A 17,727-nucleotide genomic window follows, 5' to 3' on the forward strand; every position below is an offset into this window, starting at 1 on the left:
GGCGCGTAGGACCGCGGCCGGATCCGGCGCGACAGCGCGGCGGCCGCGCATCCGGTGAACTTCCGGATGAAACCACCTTGGCCTCAATGCAATTCGAGACGCCCCCGTTCCGGTCGCCCACCAGGGACTCCTCCGCCCCGAGTTGCGAGCGTGCGCCAGATCACGATACTATTTATATTGACAATCATTATCATTAGTCTACAGTACACGCATGCACTTGCTCCGGCTCGGAATCCTCGCCGCCGCAACCTCGTTCGCCGTCGCAGCCACCGCATGCGCTGCGCCGCAATCGAATTCACGCACGGAGAGGTTCGTGGTGATCGACACCGAGGAGCTGGGCAACTTCAACCCGCTGCTGGGGCACGGAAAGACGGGCGAGTCGAAGATCTACGACAGCCTGTACCGGGTACAGGAGGGCGTCGACGACCGGATCCCCGACGCGGTGCCGGTGCTGGCCGCGGGGGCGCCGGAGCCCGTCGGCGGCGACTACAGCCGGTGGGTGGTCCACACCCGGCCCGGCGTCCGATTCTCCGACGGGAGCCCGTTCGGCCCGGAAGATGTTGCCGCAACCTACAATTCGGTGATAGATCCGGCCTTCTCCTCCCCGATCGCCGCGGATTACGAGTTCCTCCGCCATGCCGCCCAGACCGGGCCCGACACCGTCGAATTCCAGCTGAACGGGCCGTACCCCGACTTCGACCACCGGTTGTTCCTGGCGGTGGCCCCCGCCGAGGCATTCGCGCAGCCCGGCCCGGCCGACAAGTCCGAACTCAACCACCACCCGGTCGGGACCGGGCCGTACGCGCTCACCGAACTGCGCCCCGACCAAGCCGTACTCACCGCGCGCGACGACTACTGGGGCGAGAAGCCGCAGGTGAAGACGTTCGTGGTGCGGCGCACCGACGACGACAACGCGCGGGCCGCCCAGGTGCGCGACGGCGCGGACGGCACCCGGCTGCCCGCCGAACTGGCGGAGGGCGTGGCGCGCAACGGCTTCCGCGCCGTCACCGCATCGGCCAACGACTGGCTCGGGATCAGCCTGCCGACCGGCAACCCCGTGGCCGGCGATCCGGCGATCCGCAGGGCGCTCAACCGCGCCGTCGACCGGAACTCGATGGTCGAGCACATCCTGCAGGGCGCGGGCCGCCCGACCTCCACCCTGCTCGGCCGCATCTACGGCGACTCCTACGACCCCGCACAGGATTTCGCGTTCGATCCCGCCGACGCCGAGCGGATTCTCGATGCCGCGGGATGGCGGCGGGGAGCCGACGGGGTCCGCGAACACGACGGCCGCCGGGCCGCCTTCGAGATCGCCTACTACCCCACCGAGGTCGTCCGCCGCGACCTCACCATGGCGACGGTGTCGGACGCCAAGAAGGTCGGCATCGACATCACCCCGGTGGCGGTGGACAAGAAGGCCATGACCTCGGATTATCTGGCGCGTACGCCGTTCATGGTGGGCGGCGGCGGGCAGCCCTACACGATCGACAGCCAGCTCTACACCAAATTCCATTCCCGCTACGCCGCCCCCGGCGCGGGTTCCAAGTGGGACAACCTGTCCGACTACGTCAATCCGCGCGTCGACGCGGTCCTCGACGCCGCCCGCGTGGAGCCGAATCCGCAGCGCCGCGCGGAACTCTACCGGCAGTTCCAGGCCGAATACCACGCCGATCCCGCCATGCTGACGCTGGTCAGCGAGGACCACGTATACGTGGTGCGGGACAAGGGCTTCCGGATTCCGCCGACCGCGCTCGAGCCGCACACGCACGGCGTCGCCTGGGGTCCGTGGTATTCGCTGGCCCGCTGGGCACACTGATGCGGGCTCGTCGCGTACTGCGGCTGGCCGGGCGCCGGGCCGCGCTGGCCGTACCGCTGGTCCTGCTGGTGTCGGTCGCGGTCTTCGCGCTGGCCGCCGCCAGCCCGTTCGATCCGCTGGACGCGTATCTGCGCGACCAGGGCGACCGGTTCACCGAGGCGCAGCGCGCCGAGTTGCGCGAGCGCCTGGGTCTGGACCGGGCATGGCCCGGCCAGTGGTGGTCGTGGTTCACCGACCTGCTGCACGGCCACCTGGGTGAATCCCGTTCCTACGGTGAGCCGGTCACACAGGTGCTGGCGGAGCGGCTGCCCTGGACGCTGCTGCTCGGCGCGTGCGGCGGTCTCGTGGCCATCGTGCTGGCGTTCGTCCTCGGCGCCTGGGCCGGGCTGCGCCGCGGCGGGCTCGTGGACCGCACGCTGAGCGCGGTAGCCGTTGTGCTGCAGTCGATTCCACCTTTTGTGCTGGTCCTGGGCACGGTGTTGCTGTTCGCGCTGACGCTGCAGTGGTTCCCGGCGTCGGGTCTGACCGATCCGGGCGAACCGATCTCCGTGTCCTCGACGGTGCGGCACCTGGTGCTTCCCGCGATCGTGCTCGGCCTCACCCAGCTGCCGTGGCTGCTGCTCGGCCTGCGCCAGACCGTGACCGCACATCTCGGCGGCGATGCCGTGCGGGGCGCCCGGGCGCGCGGATTGCCCTGGCACGTCATCGCATTCCGGCACGTGCTGCCGATGTCGATCGCGCCGTTCCTGACGCTGTGCGGCGCACGGCTGCCCGAACTGCTGGTCGGCGCCACCGTCGTCGAAACCGTCTTCGCTTGGCCCGGAGTGGGGGACGCCACCGTGAACGCCGCTCGCGCCCTGGACTTTCCGCTGCTGGCCGTTCTCACGGTGCTGACCACCGCGGTGGTGCTGCTGGGCAACCTGTGCGCGGACGCCGCGGGGATCCTGATCGATCCGAGGATCGACGCCGATGGCTGAGCGTTCGCGCCGCCCGCTGTTCGCCGCGGCCTGCGCCGTCCTCGCCCTCGCCGTCCTCTACGCGGCCCTGGTGCCGATCCTGCGCCCACTCGATCCGAGCCTGGTCGACTTCGCGATGAGCCGCCGGCCGCCCGGTCCGCGGTTTCCGTTCGGCACCGACAGCGCGGGCCGCGACGTCTTCGTCCTGGTGGCGGAGGGGATGCGGATCTCGCTGGGCATCGCGCTGGCCACCGCGGTCAGCTCCGCGCTGCTGGGCATCGTCGTGGGCGTGACCGCCGGTGCGTTCGGCGGCTGGTGGGACCGGATCGCGATGCGCATCGCCGAGGGTTTCAGCGCGCTGCCCGCATTGCTGCTCACGCTGCTGATCGTGGCGATGTTCCGCGGTTCGATCACCGCGATCGTCGCCGCGCTGGTGCTGACGCACTGGACCACGGTCGCCCGGGCGGTCCGCAGCGAGGTGCTGGCGCTGCGGCATGCCGAGTTCGTGCAGGCGGCGCGGCTGCGCGGACTGCCCCCGCACCGCATCATCGCCCGGCATTTCGTGCCGGTGGCGCTGGGGCAGGCGCTGATCGGCGTGGTGCTGCTGATCCCGCACGCCATCTGGCACGAGTCCACGCTGTCGTTCCTGGGCGTCGGCCTGCCGCCACACCAGGCCTCGCTGGGGACGCTGCTGTCGGACGCGCAGACCTCGATCCTGCTCGGCGACTGGTGGTTGCTGGTCTTTCCGGGCGGAGTGCTGGTCCTGGTGACACTGAGCATCTCGGTGATCGGCGGACGTCGGCAGGCGAGAACCGCCGCGCCCGAGGAGGTTTCGCTGTGACCCTGACCCTCGATGGCATCACCGTCCGGATCCCGCTCGCTCCCGGGCGGACGGTGCACGCGGTCACCGACGCCGCGCTGGAGGTGCGTGCCGGGACCGTGCACGGCCTCATCGGCGAATCCGGTTCGGGCAAGTCGATGCTCGGAGCCACCGTCACCGGGCTGCTGCCGCGCCGAGCCCGGGTGGCGGGCACCGTCACACTGACGGTCGGCGACCGCACGCTGACGGGCCCGGAGATCCAGCGGGCCCGCGGCCATACCGTCGCCCTCGTCCCGCAGTCGGCGATGACCTACTTCACGCCGGTGCGGCGCATCGGGCCGCAGCTGTCGGAGACCATCCGCTACCTCGGCACCGGGCACGATCCGGCGGATCTGCTCGACCGGGTCGGGCTGGAAACCTCTGCGCTGCAGCGGTATCCGCACGAGCTGTCGGGCGGCATGGCGCAGCGCGCGGCCGTGGCCTTCGCGCTCGCGGCCGATCCGGCGGTCATCGTCGCCGACGAACCCACCTCCGCCCTGGATGCCGAGCGATCGGCCGCGATCCTGAAGCTGCTCGCCGAATTCGCGGGCGAGGGCGGCCGCGTACTGCTCATCACCCACGACATCACCGCGCTCCGCGAGTCCGCGCTCTGCACCGAGCTGTCGGTCATGCACGCCTCCCGCATCGTCGAGACCGGCACGGCCACGGAGGTTCTCGACCATCCCCGGCACGAATACACCCGGGACCTGCTGGCGGCGCTGCCGGAGAACGGCCTGCAACCCATCCCCCACCTCACCCCGTCGCTGGTGAATCTGCCCGACGACTACCGGTACGGTGCCCGATGACCGACAAAGTCCTTGCCGCCCAGGACATCTCCGTCTCCTTCGGCAGGCGCCGCGTGCTCGACCGGGTGTCGATCACCGTCTCCCCCGGCGAGATCGTCGGCCTCACCGGGCCGTCCGGCACCGGGAAAACCACTCTCGCACAGGTACTCACCGGCCTGCGCAGGCCGGATTCCGGCCGGGTGCGCTGCGACGGGGCCGAGCTCTCGCGGCGGCACTCCGGCCGGATCGCCATGCTGTTCCAATCGCCGCGGCGCTCGTGCAGCCCGCGGATGACGCTGCGCGACACCATCTCCGAGCTCGGCCGCGGGCCCGTGGACTGGGATACCGTACTCCCCGCCGCGGGCATGACCCGGGACCTTCTCGACCGCTACCCGTCGCAGGTGTCCGACGGCCAGCTCCAGCGCGCCGCGGTGGCCCGGGTACTGGCCTGGCGGCCCGACTACATCGTCTGCGACGAGATGACGGCCATGCTCGACCCCGCCACCACCGCCACCGTCGTCCGAACCGTCACCGCAACCGCCGCCACCGGAGTCGGCGTACTCCTCATCGGCCACGATCTGCCGCTGCTGCGGGCCTGCACGAATCGCCTCGTGCACCTCGACGGCAGCGGCGTGACCGGCCGGTCCGAACCGAACGAGGAAACGAGATGAATCCCACGCTGCACATCCTGACCCGCACCGATCTCGCCGATGTCGACATCATGCCCGGCGAGATCATCGCGCTCGTCGAGGACGGCTATCAGGCGTTCGCGCAGGGCGATTCGCGCTGTCCGACGAAGTTGATGATGCCGATTCCGGTGGAGGAACGCGATGCGGTGTCCTATTCCATGCTCGGCTACGACGGCTCGCTGCAGCAGCTCGGTTTCAAGACCTCCTACCGGCAGGGCAGCGACAACGCCGAAAAGTACTACACGACAATCAGTCTCTACGACGACACCACCGGCCTGCCGTTCGCGTTCATGGACTGCCAGCGGGTCGGCGCCTCGCGCACGCCCGCGACCACGGCGATCATCGCCAAGCACAGCGCGCGGCCGGATGCCACCAGCGCCTTGATGATCGGCACCGGGGTGCAGGGCCGCAACACGCTGCCGTTCCTGCTGACCGTGCTGCCCGGCCTGGAGCGGCTGCGGCTGTTCGGCACCCATCCCGACGGCATCGCCGACACCATCGCCACCCTGCACCGCTACTTCCCCAACCGGGAGGTCGAACTCGTCGAGGATGTTCCGGCGGCCGTCGCCGAATCCGATATCGTCGTGGCCGCCTCCGGCCGCGCCGCGCATCCGAAGGTGCAGACGGCCTGGCTGAAGCCGGGCGGGCTGCTGATCTCGGTCGCCAGCAAGGGTGTCGCGGGCGGCGCGCTGCGGAACGCGGACTACGCGATCGCCACCAACACCGGCCAGCTCGGGGTGACCGGGACCCGGCTCGCCGGGCCGGACGGCAAGGTGGAGATCCACGCCGAACTGCCCGATATCGTCGCCGGACGGGCCCCCGGGCGCCGCGACCCGCAGGATCGGGTGTTCGCCTTCTCGAGCGGCATGGTGATCACCGACATCCCGGTGGCACACGCCCTGGCCACCCGCGCGGTGGCGGCCGGGCGCGGACAGGAGGTGTCGCTGTGGTCGTGACCACCATTTCCCTGCCCGCGCTGGAAAAGCCCTGGGCCCAGGAGGTTCGGGCCGATTCCGAGCTGCTGTTCGATATCGGGCACGCCGTCGGCGGCCCGTTCCACGTCGTCTATCCCGAGCAGTTCGCCGATAATCTCCGCGCGTTCCAGGCGGTGCTCGACGAGCACGGTGTGCGCGGCCAGGTCTATTTCGGCAAGAAGGCGAACAAGGCCGGATGCTGGCTGTCGAAGGTCGCCGAACTGGGCGGCGCGGTGGACGTCGCCAGCGCACCCGAGCTGATTCACGCTCTCGCACAGGGCATCCGAGGCCAGGACATCGGAGTCACCGGCGCCGCCAAGAGCGACGAGCTGCTCTGGCTCGCTGTCCGGCACGGCTGCCTGGTCGCCATCGACTCCCTCGACGAACTGGACCGCATCACCGCGCTGGCCCGCACCGACGGACCGGCCCGCATCCTGCTGCGAGTGCTGCCGCCGCGCGCGCCGCACAGCAGGTTCGGGCTGTCCCCCGGCGATCTGGAGGCGGCGCTGGTCCGCTGCGCCGAACTGCGACAGCACCTCGAAATGTCCGGCTTCTCCTTCCATCTCGACGGCTACGCCGTAGCGCCGCGCGCCGAATTGGCCTGGGAGCTCATCGAACTGGTCGCCAAGGCGCGGGCCGCGGGGCTCGCGGCGCAGGCGGTCTGCATCGGCGGCGGGTTCGCCTGCAGCTATCTCGCCGCGGACGACTGGGAGGCGTTCACCAGCGGTCGCACCGACGACTGGTTCCATGCCGGGAAGCAGTTCGAGAAGTTCTACCCGTACGCCCAGAGACCGGTCGGGGCGGCCATGCTCGAGGCCGTTCTGACCGTCGAATTCGACGGGGCGTCGCTGGCGCACCACCTGCGCGACAACGACATCCGGCTGTTTCTGGAACCGGGCCGGGCCCTGCTGATCGATGCCGGATTCACGGTGTTCCCGGTGCAGGGCTTCAAGCGCAACGACGCCCACGGCATCACCACGGTGGCCGGGCTGAGCATGAGCGTCTCCGAACAGTGGAAGGGCAGCGAGTTCCTTCCGGATCCGATCCTGGTGCCGCGCAACAGGATCGCCGACGCGCAACCGGTCGCCTCGTGCGTGGGCGGCGCCAGCTGCATGGAGTACGACGTCCTCACCTGGCGCAAGGTGCCGTTCCCGCAGGCGCCCGCGGCCGGGGATCTGCTCGTCTATCCCAATACCGCCGGGTACCAGATGGACAAGAACGAGAGCGAATTCCACCAGCTCCCGCTGCCCCCGAAGATCGTGCTGACCCGCGAGAACGGGCGGTTGCGCTGGAGACTCGACCGATGACCGGTCTCGCGCCCCGCCGCGAACCCGTCGTGCACCGGGCCTCCGAGCTGATCGGCCGCACCCCCCTGCTGGAGCTGACCCGCACCGGCACGGGCACGCGGCTGCTGCTCAAGCTGGAGCAGTTCAACCCCACCGGGTCGGCGAAGGTGCGCATGGCCCGGGAGATGGTGCTGCACGCCGAGCGCACCGGACTGCTGGGTCCCGGCGGGCACATCGTCGAGCCGACCTCCGGGAACACGGGCACGGGGCTGGCCCTGATCGCCCTGGAGCGCGGCTACACGTTCACCGCCGTCGTGGACGGGCACGCGGCCCGCGACAAACTCCGGGCGATGAGGGCCCTGGGTGCGCGGCTGGTATTCGTCGACGGCGCCGACGGCGGACCGAGCACCGTCGCGCGGCGGGCCAAGGCGGCCGAGATCGCCGCGGCCACCGGGGCCTATTGGCCCGACCAGCACAACAATCCGGGCAACGGTGCGGGCTACCGGGGGCTGGCCGAGGAACTGCGGGCCGACCTCGGCACCGACATCGACTGCCTGATCGGCGCGGTCGGCACCGGCGGATCGCTGTGCGGCACGGTGGAAGAGCTGCGCCGCCACGGATCTCGGGTGCGCACCGTCGGCGTCGAACCCACCGGCTCGATCATCTTCGGCGGGCCCGGCCGCCCGTACTGGCAGACCGGCGCGGGCAGCCCCGCCGGATTCCAGGTGGGCAGCAATGTCGACTACCGCCACATCGACGAGGGCTGCAAGGTCGCCGACGTCGACGCGTTCGCCACGGCCCGCGTCGTGGCCTGCCGCACCGGGCTGCTCATCGGCGGAACCGCCGGTGCCGCAATATATGTCGCGCTGCGCCGACTGCTGCGCCTGCGGCCCGGCAGCACCGCCGTGGTGCTGGTGTGCGATGCGGGCGAGAAGTATCTCGACTCGGTCTACGACGACGACTGGCTGCTCGAGCGCGGCCTGCTCGACCATCTCGCGCATCAGCGGATCAAGAGACTGCTGACGGCCTACGACGATTCAGTCCAGCTCGCCGCCGTCCGATACGTCGTCGACGGGCCGCACGACAACGCGGGGACCCGGGGCCGGCCCGGCCGCGCGGCCGACCTGGAACGGACCGGAACATGAGGGAGCACATGAGGATTCGCTGGGCCGACTATCGCGCCATCCTGGGCGTCGCCGGTCCCGTCATCGGCATTCAGCTCGCCCAGATCGCGCTGACCACCGTCGACCTGGCGATGATGGGCCTGCTCGGCGTCGCCGCGGTCGCGGCGGGCGGCCTGGCGCTGCTGCTGTACAACCAGATTCGCACCATGTGCGTCGGGATGGTCACCGGCGTCGGCAATATGGTGTCCGGCGCCGTCGGCCGGGCCGACAAGCGCGGCGGCGATGCGGAACTCGACGAGCAGGCCCGCGACGAGATCCGCGGATACCTGCGGGCAGCCTTCGCGGTCGCCACCCTCACCTCGGTGGCCGGGGCGATCGTCCTGATCGCGATCGGATACCTGCTGGGCGCGCTGGGACAGCGCCCGGAGGTCGTCGACGCGGCCCGCTCGATCATCTGGACGCTGGCGCCCGGCCTGGTGCCGATGCTGTGGCTGAACGTGTTGCGGCAGTTCGCCGTCGGGATGCGCCGGGCGGGATCGCTGATGCGGGTGACGATCCTCTCGATCGGCGTCAACGCGCTGCTCAACGCCGTGTTCATCTACGGGTGGCTGGGGCTGCCCGAGCTCGGGCTCGCCGGAATCGGGCTGGCCACCACCATCGTTCAGCTGTGGACCTGCGGCACCTACCTGGTGTCGGTGCGGCGCGACGACCTGCTCGGCTCGCTCCTGACCGTGCGCGGGTGGCGGGCCGATCTCGCCACGGTGCGGCAGATCACCGCCATGGGCACCCCGATCTCGCTCACCTACGGCGCCGAAGCCGCGATCACCTCCGTCGCAACCCTCATGATGGGCAGCTTCGGGCCGGTGGCGCTGGCGGCCAGCAATATCGTGAACAACCTGGCGCAGATCGTGTACCAGTTCAATATCGGCCTGTCCCAAGGCTCGTCGATCCTGGTGAGCCGCGTGGTCGGGCAGGGCGAACGGCACGCCGCGCGCGGCATCGCCCGGCGCACGTTCACCCTCGCCTTTACGCTCATGACCGCGATCGGGCTGGTGTACGTCCTCGCCCCCGATGCGGTGCTCACCCCGTTCCTGCGCGAGCACCGCGACGACGCGGCGGTCGCCTCCGCCGCGGCCACGCTGCTCTGGTTCGCCATCGTGCACCAGTACTGCAAGGGTTCGCAGAATCTGTGCATCGGCCTGCTGCGCGGCCTGGGCAACACCAAGGCCGGCATGAAGAACACGCTGATCGGCTACTTCGCCGTCGGCATCCCGGCCATGGGCCTGTTCGGCTACGGGCTCGGCTGGGAAGGGCCGGGCGTGTGGCTCGGGCTGTGCCTCGGCTTCGGCACCACGGCGGCGCTGGTGTACCGCACCTTCCGCCTCGAATCAGCGGTACCGCAACAGACTTCGGAACCGGCGATCGCGGCGGGCAAGTCCGGCTGAGGCCCGGGGTTCGCCGCGACGGTGCCGACTGCCGGGCGGCATCGCCGCGTCCGTGAACCCATGGTGCGAATCCCTCGTAGTTCCGGTGATGTCGGACCTACGGGGGATTTTTCGCACGTGCTCACCCACCCGAACTCGGACCGCGCTCCGCATACGTCCGCAGCATGTCCTCCAGTAGCCCCAGTACCGCATCGTCGAGGTCCGGCCGGGTGTACACACCCCGGACCACGGCCTCCCCCGAGAAGACGTACAGCATCGCGAAGAACAGCGGCTCCCGCACCTGTTCCGGAAAATTCGCCAGCACCTCGGCCTCGTTGACGGCCGACACGATGTCGCGGTAGTAGGACTCCGCGATCGGCGTTATGCGCGAACGCAATTCGTCGTCCGATCGCGCGGCCAGATAGATCTCACGGAGCGCGTGGGTGAGCGCCGAGGACTGTGCCTGTCGCAGAAACCGCAGGGCCACATCGAGAGTGTCGTCGGCGGCGCCGAGTTGCGCTGTCGCCGCACGGAAACCGTCGAGCTGCCGGGCCACGATCGCCTCGGCGGTGCGCACGATCAGATCCAGCCGGCTGTCGAACTGGCGAAACATCGCACCCGTCGACAGCCCGGCGCGCCCGCAGATCTCCTGCACGCTGGCGCGGTGATAGCCGACCTCGCCGATGGCGGCGAGCGTGGCGTCGATCAGTTTCGTCACCGTGGCGGCGCGGCGTTCCTGCTGGGTGCGGCGGTGCGGTCGGGTCACGATCGCCCATCATGCCAGTGCTCGCGGACGTGACCGTTGACACAGTTTCCCGCAAAGACATACAGTCATGCACGTAACTTAGGAAGCGCTCGCTCTCTATTTGTGGCACGAGCGCGATCCGCGCGCATGTGGAGGAGCTCGGAATGAAGGCGACAACTCGGGCGATCGCCGCCCGGACCTGTGTGGCGATGATGGCGGCCGGACTGACCGTGGCCGTCTGCCCGATCGTCGCGAATACCGCTGCCGCGGAACCGGTTCCGGTGGCGCCGCCGCTGCCGTTCCCGCTGCCGCCGGCGCCGCCGTATCAGGATCAGGCGTTCTACAACCCGGATCCGGCGCGGGTCGCGGCGGCGCAGCCGGGCCAGATCCTGGCCGCCCGGCAGGTGAATCTGGCCAACTTCTGGCTGATCCCGCTGAATGTGCGGGCCTGGCAGGTTTCCTACCGCAGCACCAACACTCGCGACGAGCCGATCGCCGCGGTGGCGACGGTGATCGTGCCGCACCGCCCGGCGCCGACCGGACAGCGCAGCCTGCTGTCGTTCCAGTTCGCGGAGGACTCGCTGTCGCAGAACTGCGCGCCGTCCTACGCGCTGCAGATGGGGTCGCTGCCCAATCCGCTCAACAATGTCATCCAGCTCGAATTCGTCGAAGTCCAAGCCATGCTGCAGCTCGGCCACGCGGTCGTGATCCCCGATCACGAAGGCCCCGACGCGGCGTATGCGGCCGGGCCGCTCGGCGGTCGCATCACCCTCGACGGCATCCGGGCCGCCGAGAATTTCGATCCGGCCGGGCTGCAGGGCGCCGATACCCGCGTCGCGATGTGGGGCTATTCCGGCGGGGCCATTCCCACCGCGCACGCCGCCGAGCTGCAGCCCACCTACGCGCCCGAACTGAACCTCGTCGGCTCGTCCACCGGCGGCCTGATGGCCGATATCCGGATGGCCCTCGACTACAACAATGCCACCTCCACCTTCGGCGGCGCGGTGCTCGGCGGCCTGTTCGGGGTGGCGCGGGAATACCCGCAGCTCAACGAGTTCATCGACAAGTACATGAACCCGCTCGGCAAGGGCGTCCGGGTGATTCACGAAAACCAGTGCGTCGCACTGCAATTCGCCGGATTTCCGTTCGTGAACATCAAGGGCCTGTTCGACTATCCGGGTGGCGATCCGCTGCTGGCGCCCGAACTCCAGCCGCTGCTGGACGAACTGACCCTCGGCAACCGCGGCACCCCCACCGCGCCGCTGCACATCTACGAGGCGCCGTTCGACGAGGCCATGCCGATCAACGCGGTCAACAAGACCTACGACATCTACTGCCGAGACCCGGAGGCCGAGGTCTTCTACACCCGCGACATCCTCAGCGAGCACGGCATCGCCGCCGTATCCGGGACCGCCAGCGCCGCCATGTGGTTGAACGACCGGCTCAACGGCATTCCCGCGCCCGCCGGATGCCACAACCGCGACGTGCCCAGCCAGATCCTGGATCCGGGCGCGATCGGCACCTTCGTGAACGCGATCGGGCAGACGCTGGCCTCGGCATTGGGCATGCCGGTCTGATCGCGCCGAGCGCCGCGACCCGGCCTACCGGCACCGGCTGGCCGGGTCGCGCCTGCGGCCTACCGGCGGCGCCCGCCGGTAGGATCGCGGCATGCCGGCTCCCCTGCTGCGATTGGTTCCCCTTCTCGCCGCGCTCGGGTTGGCCGCGGCCTGCTCGGGGAACAGCAACGACACGCCCGCGCCCACACCGATGGGACGCTCGTTCGTCTCGACGAAGGTCGAGGGCACTCCGATCCCCGGCGGCGGGCCGATGCAACTCACCTTCGCCGACGGGCGCGTCTCCGCCGACTCCGGCTGCAACACCGGCAGCGGACCGGTCAGCTTCGACGGCGATGTCCTGCGGGTCGCGGGGATGGCCACCACGCTGATGGCCTGCCCCGACGGCAAGTCCGGTGCCGACGGCTGGCAGACCGACCTGCTGCAGTCGGCGCCGAAGTGGGCCCTCTCCGACGACACCCTCACACTGACCGGCAACGGCATCACCGTCACGCTGCTGGACAAGAAGGTCGCCCAGCCGGACCGGCCGCTCACCGGCACCTCCTGGACCGTCACCGCACTGCTGCGACCCGATGCGCAGGTGCGCTCGCAGGCCCTCGACGACGCGCACCCGACGCTCACCATCGCCCCCGACGGGCAGGTGAGCGGCAGCGCGGGCTGCAATCGGATGATGGGCACCGCCGAGATCGCGGGCGGTGACGTCACCTTCCGGATCGCCACCACCCGGATGGCGTGCGCGCCGGAGGTGATGGAGGTCGAGCGGCAGGTGCTGGAGGCGCTGGACGGCAAGACCTCGGCCACGATCGACGCCGACACACTCACACTGCGCAATTCGGGCAACAATACCGGCCTGGTCCTGCGCGCCCAGTGAATCCGGCCCGCTTCCGGCCGCGGGGCAACATCATGGGAGACGTGATCAACGAACGGGAAGCAGAACTCGACCGGCGGTTCCGCACCGACGTGGCGGCCGCGGCACCGGGATTTCGCTGTGCCGCAGACGATCCGGTCCACAAGGGCTATCCCTACACGGCCGCGGACTGCCTGCGGTACTTCGACGCGCAGGCGACGAGCAGGCATCTCGATCTGGCCGCGCGCCACCTGAGCGCCGCCGGGCGCGGCTACTACAGCATCGGCTCGGCCGGGCACGAGGGCAATGTGGCCGTGGCGGCCGCCCTGCGCGCGTCCGATCCCGCGCTGCTGCACTATCGTTCGGGGGCGTTCTTCGTCTATCGCAGCCGCCAGGCACAGGGGGCGGATCCCGTTCGCGATGTGCTGCTCGGTGTGGTGGCCGCGGCGACGGATCCGATCTCCGGCGGGCGCCACAAGGTCTTCGGCAGCAAGCACGCCGCCGTGATCCCGATGACCTCGACCATCGCCTCGCACGTGCCGCGCGCGGTGGGGCTGGCGTTCGCGCTGGGCCGCGCCGACCGGCTGGGCCGGTACACCGAATGGCCGCCGGACGCGGTGGTGCTGTGCAGCTTCGGCGACGCCTCCGCCAACCACTCCACCGCCGCCGGGGCCGTCAATGCCGCGATTCACACTGCGCACCAGCGGATCCCGATTCCGGTGCTGTTCGTGTGCGAGGACAACGGCATCGGCATCAGCGTCCCCACCCCACCCGAATGGATCGAGCACGCGTACGGATCGCGGCCCGGTATGCGGTATTTCAGCGCCGACGGCTGCAATCTCCTGCAGGCGCTGTCGGTTTCGGCGAAGGCGGTGGAATGGGTGCGCGAGCACCGCGAGCCCGCCTTCCTCCGGCTGCGCACCGTGCGGCTGCTGGGACACGCGGGCTCCGATGTCGAATCGGCCTACCGCCGATCCGCCGACATCTCCGGCGACGCCGAACGCGACCCGCTGACGGCCACCGCCCGCCTGCTGGTCACCGCAGGGGTTGCCGACTCGACCGAGGTGCTCGCGCGGTACGACGCCATCGGCGCGTACGTGGCCGAGGTAGCGGAAAGCGTTGCACGCGAGGCGAAGCTGACGTCGGCGGCCGCGGTGACGGCACCCCTGGCGCCCGAGGACCCGGGCCGGATCCGCGCCGACGCCACCCGCACCGAGTCGCTGCCGCAGGACCTGCCCGAGGCCGGGGTCACGGCGAGCGACACCGCACCATCGGCCGACGCACGCGCCGAGACTGCCGCAGGTCACACGGAAGATGTTGCGCCGCAGCAGGGTCCAGTTTCATACCGCGGCACCGACACCCGTTCTGCGGACCGCGAGCCGAGGAGCGGCGAACAAGGGCCCAGGCATCCCGCCGCCCGCCGCGACGACGAGAGAACCTCCGGCAGCCGAGACACGCAGTCCCGCAGTGACATTCCGCAGACCCTGGCGCAGGCCGTCAACAGCACACTCGCCCAGGCACTGGAGCGCGACGACGATGTGCTGGTCTTCGGCGAGGACGTCGGGCGCAAGGGCGGGGTCTACGGCGTCACCAAGGGGCTGCAGCGAACCTTCGGGGCACGACGGGTTTTCGACACCCTGCTCGATGAGCAGAGCGTCCTCGGCACCGCGCTCGGGGCCGGACTCGCGGGATTCGTGCCGATTCCGGAGATCCAGTATCTCGCCTATCTGCACAATGCGCTCGATCAGATCCGCGGCGAGGCCGCCACGCTGCAGTTCTTCTCCACCGGGCAGTACCGCAACCCGATGGTGGTGCGGATCGCCGCCTACGCCTACCAGAAGGGGTTCGGCGGGCACTTCCACAACGACGATTCCGTTGCGGCGCTGCGGGATATCCCGGGCGTGCTGGTCGCGTCACCGGCCCGTGCCGACGATGCGGCCGCCATGTTGCGCACCTGCGTATCGGCGGCCCGGGTGGACGGCCGGGTGTGCCTGTTCCTGGAGCCGATCGCGCTCTACCACACCCGCGACCTCTACGAGTCCGGCGACGACGCCTGGCTCGCCGAGACCACCGGAGAGCACGTCGAGATCGGCAGCGCCCGAACCTACGGTGACGGAACAGATCTCACCATCGTCTCCTTCGCCAACGGCGTACCGATGAGCCTGCGGGCCGCGCAACGCCTGTCCGATCAGGGAATTCACGCCCGCGTCCTCGACTTACGCTGGCTCGCACCGCTTCCCGAGGCGGACCTGCTGCGGCACGCCCGCGCCACCGGCCGGGTGCTGATCGCCGACGAGACCCGCCGCAGCGGCGGCGTCTCCGAATCGGTCTGCGCCACCCTCCTCGACGCCGGATTCGACGGCCGCATCGCCCGAGCCACCAGCACCGACAGCTTCGTTCCCCTAGGCCCCGCGGCGAGCACCGTCCTACTGGACGAAACCGCCGTCGAAACCGCGGCGCAGAAGCTGGTCGCCGCCCCCTGAGATTCCTCTCACCGGTTGACGACGGTGGTGGGCAGGGATGCGAATCCCCGGTTGTTGGAGGAGTGGATGCGGCGCAAGGCCTGGGCGTCGATGTCGTAGTCCGAGATCCGCGCCACGATCTCCTGCAGGGCGATGCGCAGCTCCAGCTGGCCGAGGTTCGAGCCGAGGCAGTGGTGTCGGCCGCTGCCGAACACCAGGGATGCGCCGGTGTCCCGGTCCAGGTCGAAGGCGTCCGGATTCGGGAACACCTCCGGGTCCCGGTTGGCCGACCCGCTGATCAGCAGCATCCGCGCCCCCGCGGGAATGCGGACCCCGTGCAGTTCGAGGTCCTCGGTGGCCGTGCGCAGGTTGGACTGGGTGGCCGGGTCGTAGCGCATGCCCTCGGCGATCCAGTCGTCGAGGCGGCCGCCGAGCGCCTGCCGACGCTGCTCGGGATGCTCCCACGCCGCGTGCCAGAGATTGCCGAGGGTCAGCATGACCGTCTCGCTACCGGCCCCGACCAGCAGGATCAGCACGCCCACGATCTCCTCCGGCGTGAGCCGATCGTCACCGTCGGCCGCGTCGAGCAGGTCCGACAGCAGATCGTCGCCGCGATGCTTGTGACGCTCGATGGTCAGCTCGGTGTAATAGCCGACCAGGGCGCCGATCGCCTGCATCGCCTCCGGGCGCAGATCGGTGGACTCCTCCTCGGTGTACATGATCTCCATGCCGAGTTTGCGCACCATGTCCCGGTCCGCTTCGGGCACTCCGACCAGCTCGGAGATCACCTCGGTCGGGAACGGCGCCGCGAATTCGGACATCAGGTCGAAACTGCCCCGCGCGAGCAGCGGCTCCAGCAGGCCGCGGGCGATCTCGCGCACCCGCGATTCCAGCGACTGCACCCGATGCTGGGTGAACGCCCTGGTCACGAGGCCGCGCATGCGGGTGTGCTTGGGCGGGTCCATGGCGACGAAGGAGAAGAACTGCTCCGCCTGCGGACCCCAGAACGCGGGCTCCATGCGCAGCCCGTTGGCGCTCGAGAAGCGCTGCGAATCACGCAGCGCCGCAAGCACATCCGCGTGCCGCGACAGGGCCCAGAAATCGTCGGTCTCGTTGCGGAAGACCGGGGCGTGCTCGCGCAGCCGCGCGTAGTACGGATACGGGTCCGCGTGCACGTCGAAATCGTAGGGGCTGTACTGCAATTGCATGGCGAGCCTTCCGAGCGGTGCGGCAGGGGGCGCTACCGTTTTTCACACTGCGAGCTGACATGATCACAGTAGTCGAGAGGAATGAGAGCATCGTGGAATCCGAACAGGCACCGCCCGGCATCGATGTGACCAAGCCCCATCCGGCCCGCCGGTACGACTACTGGCTCGGCGGCAAGGACAACTTCGAGGCCGACCGGGAATCGGCCGAGATGGTGGCCGAGGCCTTCCCGAGCATCCAGTTCGCCGCCTTGGAGAACCGCGCTTTCCTGCGCCGCGCGGTCACCTACCTGGCGCAGCAGGCGGGTGTCCGGCAGTTCCTGGACCTCGGCGCCGGGCTGCCGACCGCCGGGAACGTGCACGAGATCGCGCAGGACATCGCGCCCGAATCGCGCATCGTCTACGTCGACAACGATCCGATCGTGCTCATCCACGCCCGCACGCTGCTGAACAGCAGCCCGCAGGGCCGGACCGCCTACCTCGAGGCCGACGTCCGCGAGCCGGGGCGCATCCTGACCCATCCCGACCTGCTCGCCACCCTCGACCTGACCGAGCCGGTCGCGCTCATGCTGGTCGCCGTCATGCATTTCATCACCGACGAGCACCGGCCCTACGAGATCGTCCGGGAGCTGTGCGAGGCGCTGCCGTCGGGCAGCTACCTGGTGATGACTCATGCCACCAGCGATCACCTCACCGCGGAGGACCTCGCCGAGAGCGACGAGGCCAACCGGCGCAGCGGCATTCCGTTCCGGCTACGCTCCACGGCCGAGTTCAGCCGCTTCTTCGACGGGTTGGACGTGGTGCCGCCGGGCATCGGATCCATCATGTCGTGGCGTCCGGAGAGCTGGAAGGCCCATCCCCGGCCGGAGGCGGTGTCCATGCTCGGCGCGGTCGCGCGGGTGCCCTGAAGCAACGCCAGCCCACCCCTCGACATTCGCGGCGAACAACGCCAGCCCTCCCCCCTCGTCATTCCGGCACGCT

15 protein-coding genes are annotated in these 17,727 nt (G+C 69.9%); 13 read left to right on the top strand and 2 right to left on the bottom strand.

Annotated features, from left to right (window positions below; all coding sequences use genetic code 11):
• The first annotated feature begins 211 nt into the window (after window positions 1-211).
• Genes NM1_RS12370 through NM1_RS12410 form a run of 9 tightly spaced genes read left to right on the top strand, consistent with a single transcriptional unit; the run spans window position 212 to window position 9,934 of the window.
• Window positions 212-1,816 carry an ABC transporter substrate-binding protein gene (locus tag NM1_RS12370; protein ID WP_068018484.1) on the top strand — a complete coding sequence of 535 codons (1,605 nt, stop codon included), beginning with the start codon at window positions 212-214 and terminating at the stop codon, window positions 1,814-1,816.
• Window positions 1,786-2,793, top strand: a complete 1,008-nt coding sequence (locus NM1_RS12375) for an ABC transporter permease (protein ID WP_307719313.1) — start codon at window positions 1,786-1,788, stop codon at window positions 2,791-2,793. The genes NM1_RS12370 and NM1_RS12375 overlap by 31 nt, the downstream gene beginning before the upstream one ends.
• Window positions 2,786-3,613: an ABC transporter permease gene (locus tag NM1_RS12380; RefSeq protein WP_068018490.1), complete on the top strand. Its 828-nt coding sequence runs from the start codon at window positions 2,786-2,788 to the stop codon at window positions 3,611-3,613. The genes NM1_RS12375 and NM1_RS12380 overlap by 8 nt, the downstream gene beginning before the upstream one ends.
• The gene (locus tag NM1_RS12385) at window positions 3,610-4,437 is read left to right on the top strand and encodes an ATP-binding cassette domain-containing protein (RefSeq protein WP_068018493.1); all 828 of its coding nucleotides are present in this window, start codon (window positions 3,610-3,612) and stop codon (window positions 4,435-4,437) included. Before NM1_RS12380 ends, NM1_RS12385 begins: the two co-directional genes overlap by 4 nt.
• Window positions 4,434-5,087, top strand: a complete 654-nt coding sequence (locus tag NM1_RS12390; RefSeq protein ID WP_068018497.1) for an ABC transporter ATP-binding protein — start codon at window positions 4,434-4,436, stop codon at window positions 5,085-5,087. The genes NM1_RS12385 and NM1_RS12390 overlap by 4 nt, the downstream gene beginning before the upstream one ends.
• Complete coding sequence (locus NM1_RS12395) at window positions 5,084-6,061, top strand: ornithine cyclodeaminase (RefSeq protein ID WP_068018500.1); 978 nt, start codon at window positions 5,084-5,086, stop codon at window positions 6,059-6,061. The genes NM1_RS12390 and NM1_RS12395 overlap by 4 nt, the downstream gene beginning before the upstream one ends.
• Window positions 6,058-7,386 carry an alanine racemase gene (locus NM1_RS12400; protein ID WP_246011290.1) on the top strand — a complete coding sequence of 443 codons (1,329 nt, stop codon included), beginning with the start codon at window positions 6,058-6,060 and terminating at the stop codon, window positions 7,384-7,386. The genes NM1_RS12395 and NM1_RS12400 overlap by 4 nt, the downstream gene beginning before the upstream one ends.
• Window positions 7,383-8,510, top strand: a complete 1,128-nt coding sequence (locus NM1_RS12405) for a PLP-dependent cysteine synthase family protein (protein ID WP_084519487.1) — start codon at window positions 7,383-7,385, stop codon at window positions 8,508-8,510. The genes NM1_RS12400 and NM1_RS12405 overlap by 4 nt, the downstream gene beginning before the upstream one ends.
• An 8-nt stretch (window positions 8,511-8,518) precedes the next feature.
• Entirely contained in the window at window positions 8,519-9,934 is a 1,416-nt protein-coding gene (locus NM1_RS12410; protein WP_068018506.1) for an MATE family efflux transporter, read from the top strand.
• A 121-nt stretch (window positions 9,935-10,055) separates the two neighbouring features.
• Here NM1_RS12410 and NM1_RS12415 read toward each other — a convergent pair whose 3' ends face one another.
• A complete protein-coding gene (locus NM1_RS12415; protein ID WP_068018509.1) occupies window positions 10,056-10,679 on the bottom strand; it encodes a TetR/AcrR family transcriptional regulator in 624 nt (207 codons plus the stop codon).
• A gap of 143 nt (window positions 10,680-10,822) precedes the next feature.
• On the opposite strand from NM1_RS12415, the gene NM1_RS12420 reads away from it, so the two are divergent.
• The 3 genes from NM1_RS12420 to NM1_RS41015 all read left to right on the top strand — a co-directional run bounded on the left by NM1_RS12420 (window position 10,823) and on the right by NM1_RS41015 (window position 15,562).
• Window positions 10,823-12,235 carry a lipase family protein gene (locus NM1_RS12420; protein WP_114699580.1) on the top strand — a complete coding sequence of 471 codons (1,413 nt, stop codon included), beginning with the start codon at window positions 10,823-10,825 and terminating at the stop codon, window positions 12,233-12,235.
• A gap of 91 nt (window positions 12,236-12,326) precedes the next feature.
• Window positions 12,327-13,103 carry an META domain-containing protein gene (locus tag NM1_RS12425; RefSeq protein ID WP_068018511.1) on the top strand — a complete coding sequence of 259 codons (777 nt, stop codon included), beginning with the start codon at window positions 12,327-12,329 and terminating at the stop codon, window positions 13,101-13,103.
• Window positions 13,104-13,144: 41 nt separating this feature from the next.
• Window positions 13,145-15,562 carry a thiamine pyrophosphate-dependent enzyme gene (locus NM1_RS41015; RefSeq protein WP_246011288.1) on the top strand — a complete coding sequence of 806 codons (2,418 nt, stop codon included), beginning with the start codon at window positions 13,145-13,147 and terminating at the stop codon, window positions 15,560-15,562.
• A gap of 8 nt (window positions 15,563-15,570) precedes the next feature.
• Here NM1_RS41015 and NM1_RS12440 read toward each other — a convergent pair whose 3' ends face one another.
• Entirely contained in the window at window positions 15,571-16,749 is a 1,179-nt protein-coding gene (locus tag NM1_RS12440; protein ID WP_068018515.1) for a cytochrome P450, read from the bottom strand.
• 92 nt (window positions 16,750-16,841) lie between these two features.
• On the opposite strand from NM1_RS12440, the gene NM1_RS12445 reads away from it, so the two are divergent.
• Complete coding sequence (locus NM1_RS12445; protein ID WP_211339391.1) at window positions 16,842-17,654, top strand: SAM-dependent methyltransferase; 813 nt, start codon at window positions 16,842-16,844, stop codon at window positions 17,652-17,654.
• The last annotated feature ends 73 nt before the right edge of the window (window positions 17,655-17,727 follow it).

The organism is Nocardia mexicana NBRC 108244 (genome assembly GCF_001613165.1).
Taxonomy (GTDB): Bacteria; Actinomycetota; Actinomycetes; order Mycobacteriales; family Mycobacteriaceae; genus Nocardia; species Nocardia mexicana.

Excerpts from the sequence above, each read along its gene's own strand:
- NM1_RS12370 (WP_068018484.1), top strand. The coding sequence starts at position 212 with ATGCACTTGCTCCGGCTCGGAATCCTCGCCGCCGCAACCTCGTTCGCC.
- NM1_RS12380 (WP_068018490.1), top strand. The coding sequence starts at position 2,786 with ATGGCTGAGCGTTCGCGCCGCCCGCTGTTCGCCGCGGCCTGCGCCGTC.
- NM1_RS12390 (WP_068018497.1), top strand. The coding sequence starts at position 4,434 with ATGACCGACAAAGTCCTTGCCGCCCAGGACATCTCCGTCTCCTTCGGC.
- NM1_RS12395 (WP_068018500.1), top strand. The coding sequence starts at position 5,084 with ATGAATCCCACGCTGCACATCCTGACCCGCACCGATCTCGCCGATGTC.
- NM1_RS12405 (WP_084519487.1), top strand. The coding sequence starts at position 7,383 with ATGACCGGTCTCGCGCCCCGCCGCGAACCCGTCGTGCACCGGGCCTCC.
- NM1_RS12410 (WP_068018506.1), top strand. The coding sequence starts at position 8,519 with ATGAGGATTCGCTGGGCCGACTATCGCGCCATCCTGGGCGTCGCCGGT.
- NM1_RS12420 (WP_114699580.1), top strand. The coding sequence starts at position 10,823 with ATGAAGGCGACAACTCGGGCGATCGCCGCCCGGACCTGTGTGGCGATG.
- NM1_RS12425 (WP_068018511.1), top strand. The coding sequence starts at position 12,327 with ATGCCGGCTCCCCTGCTGCGATTGGTTCCCCTTCTCGCCGCGCTCGGG.
- NM1_RS12440 (WP_068018515.1), bottom strand. The coding sequence starts at position 16,749 with ATGCAATTGCAGTACAGCCCCTACGATTTCGACGTGCACGCGGACCCG.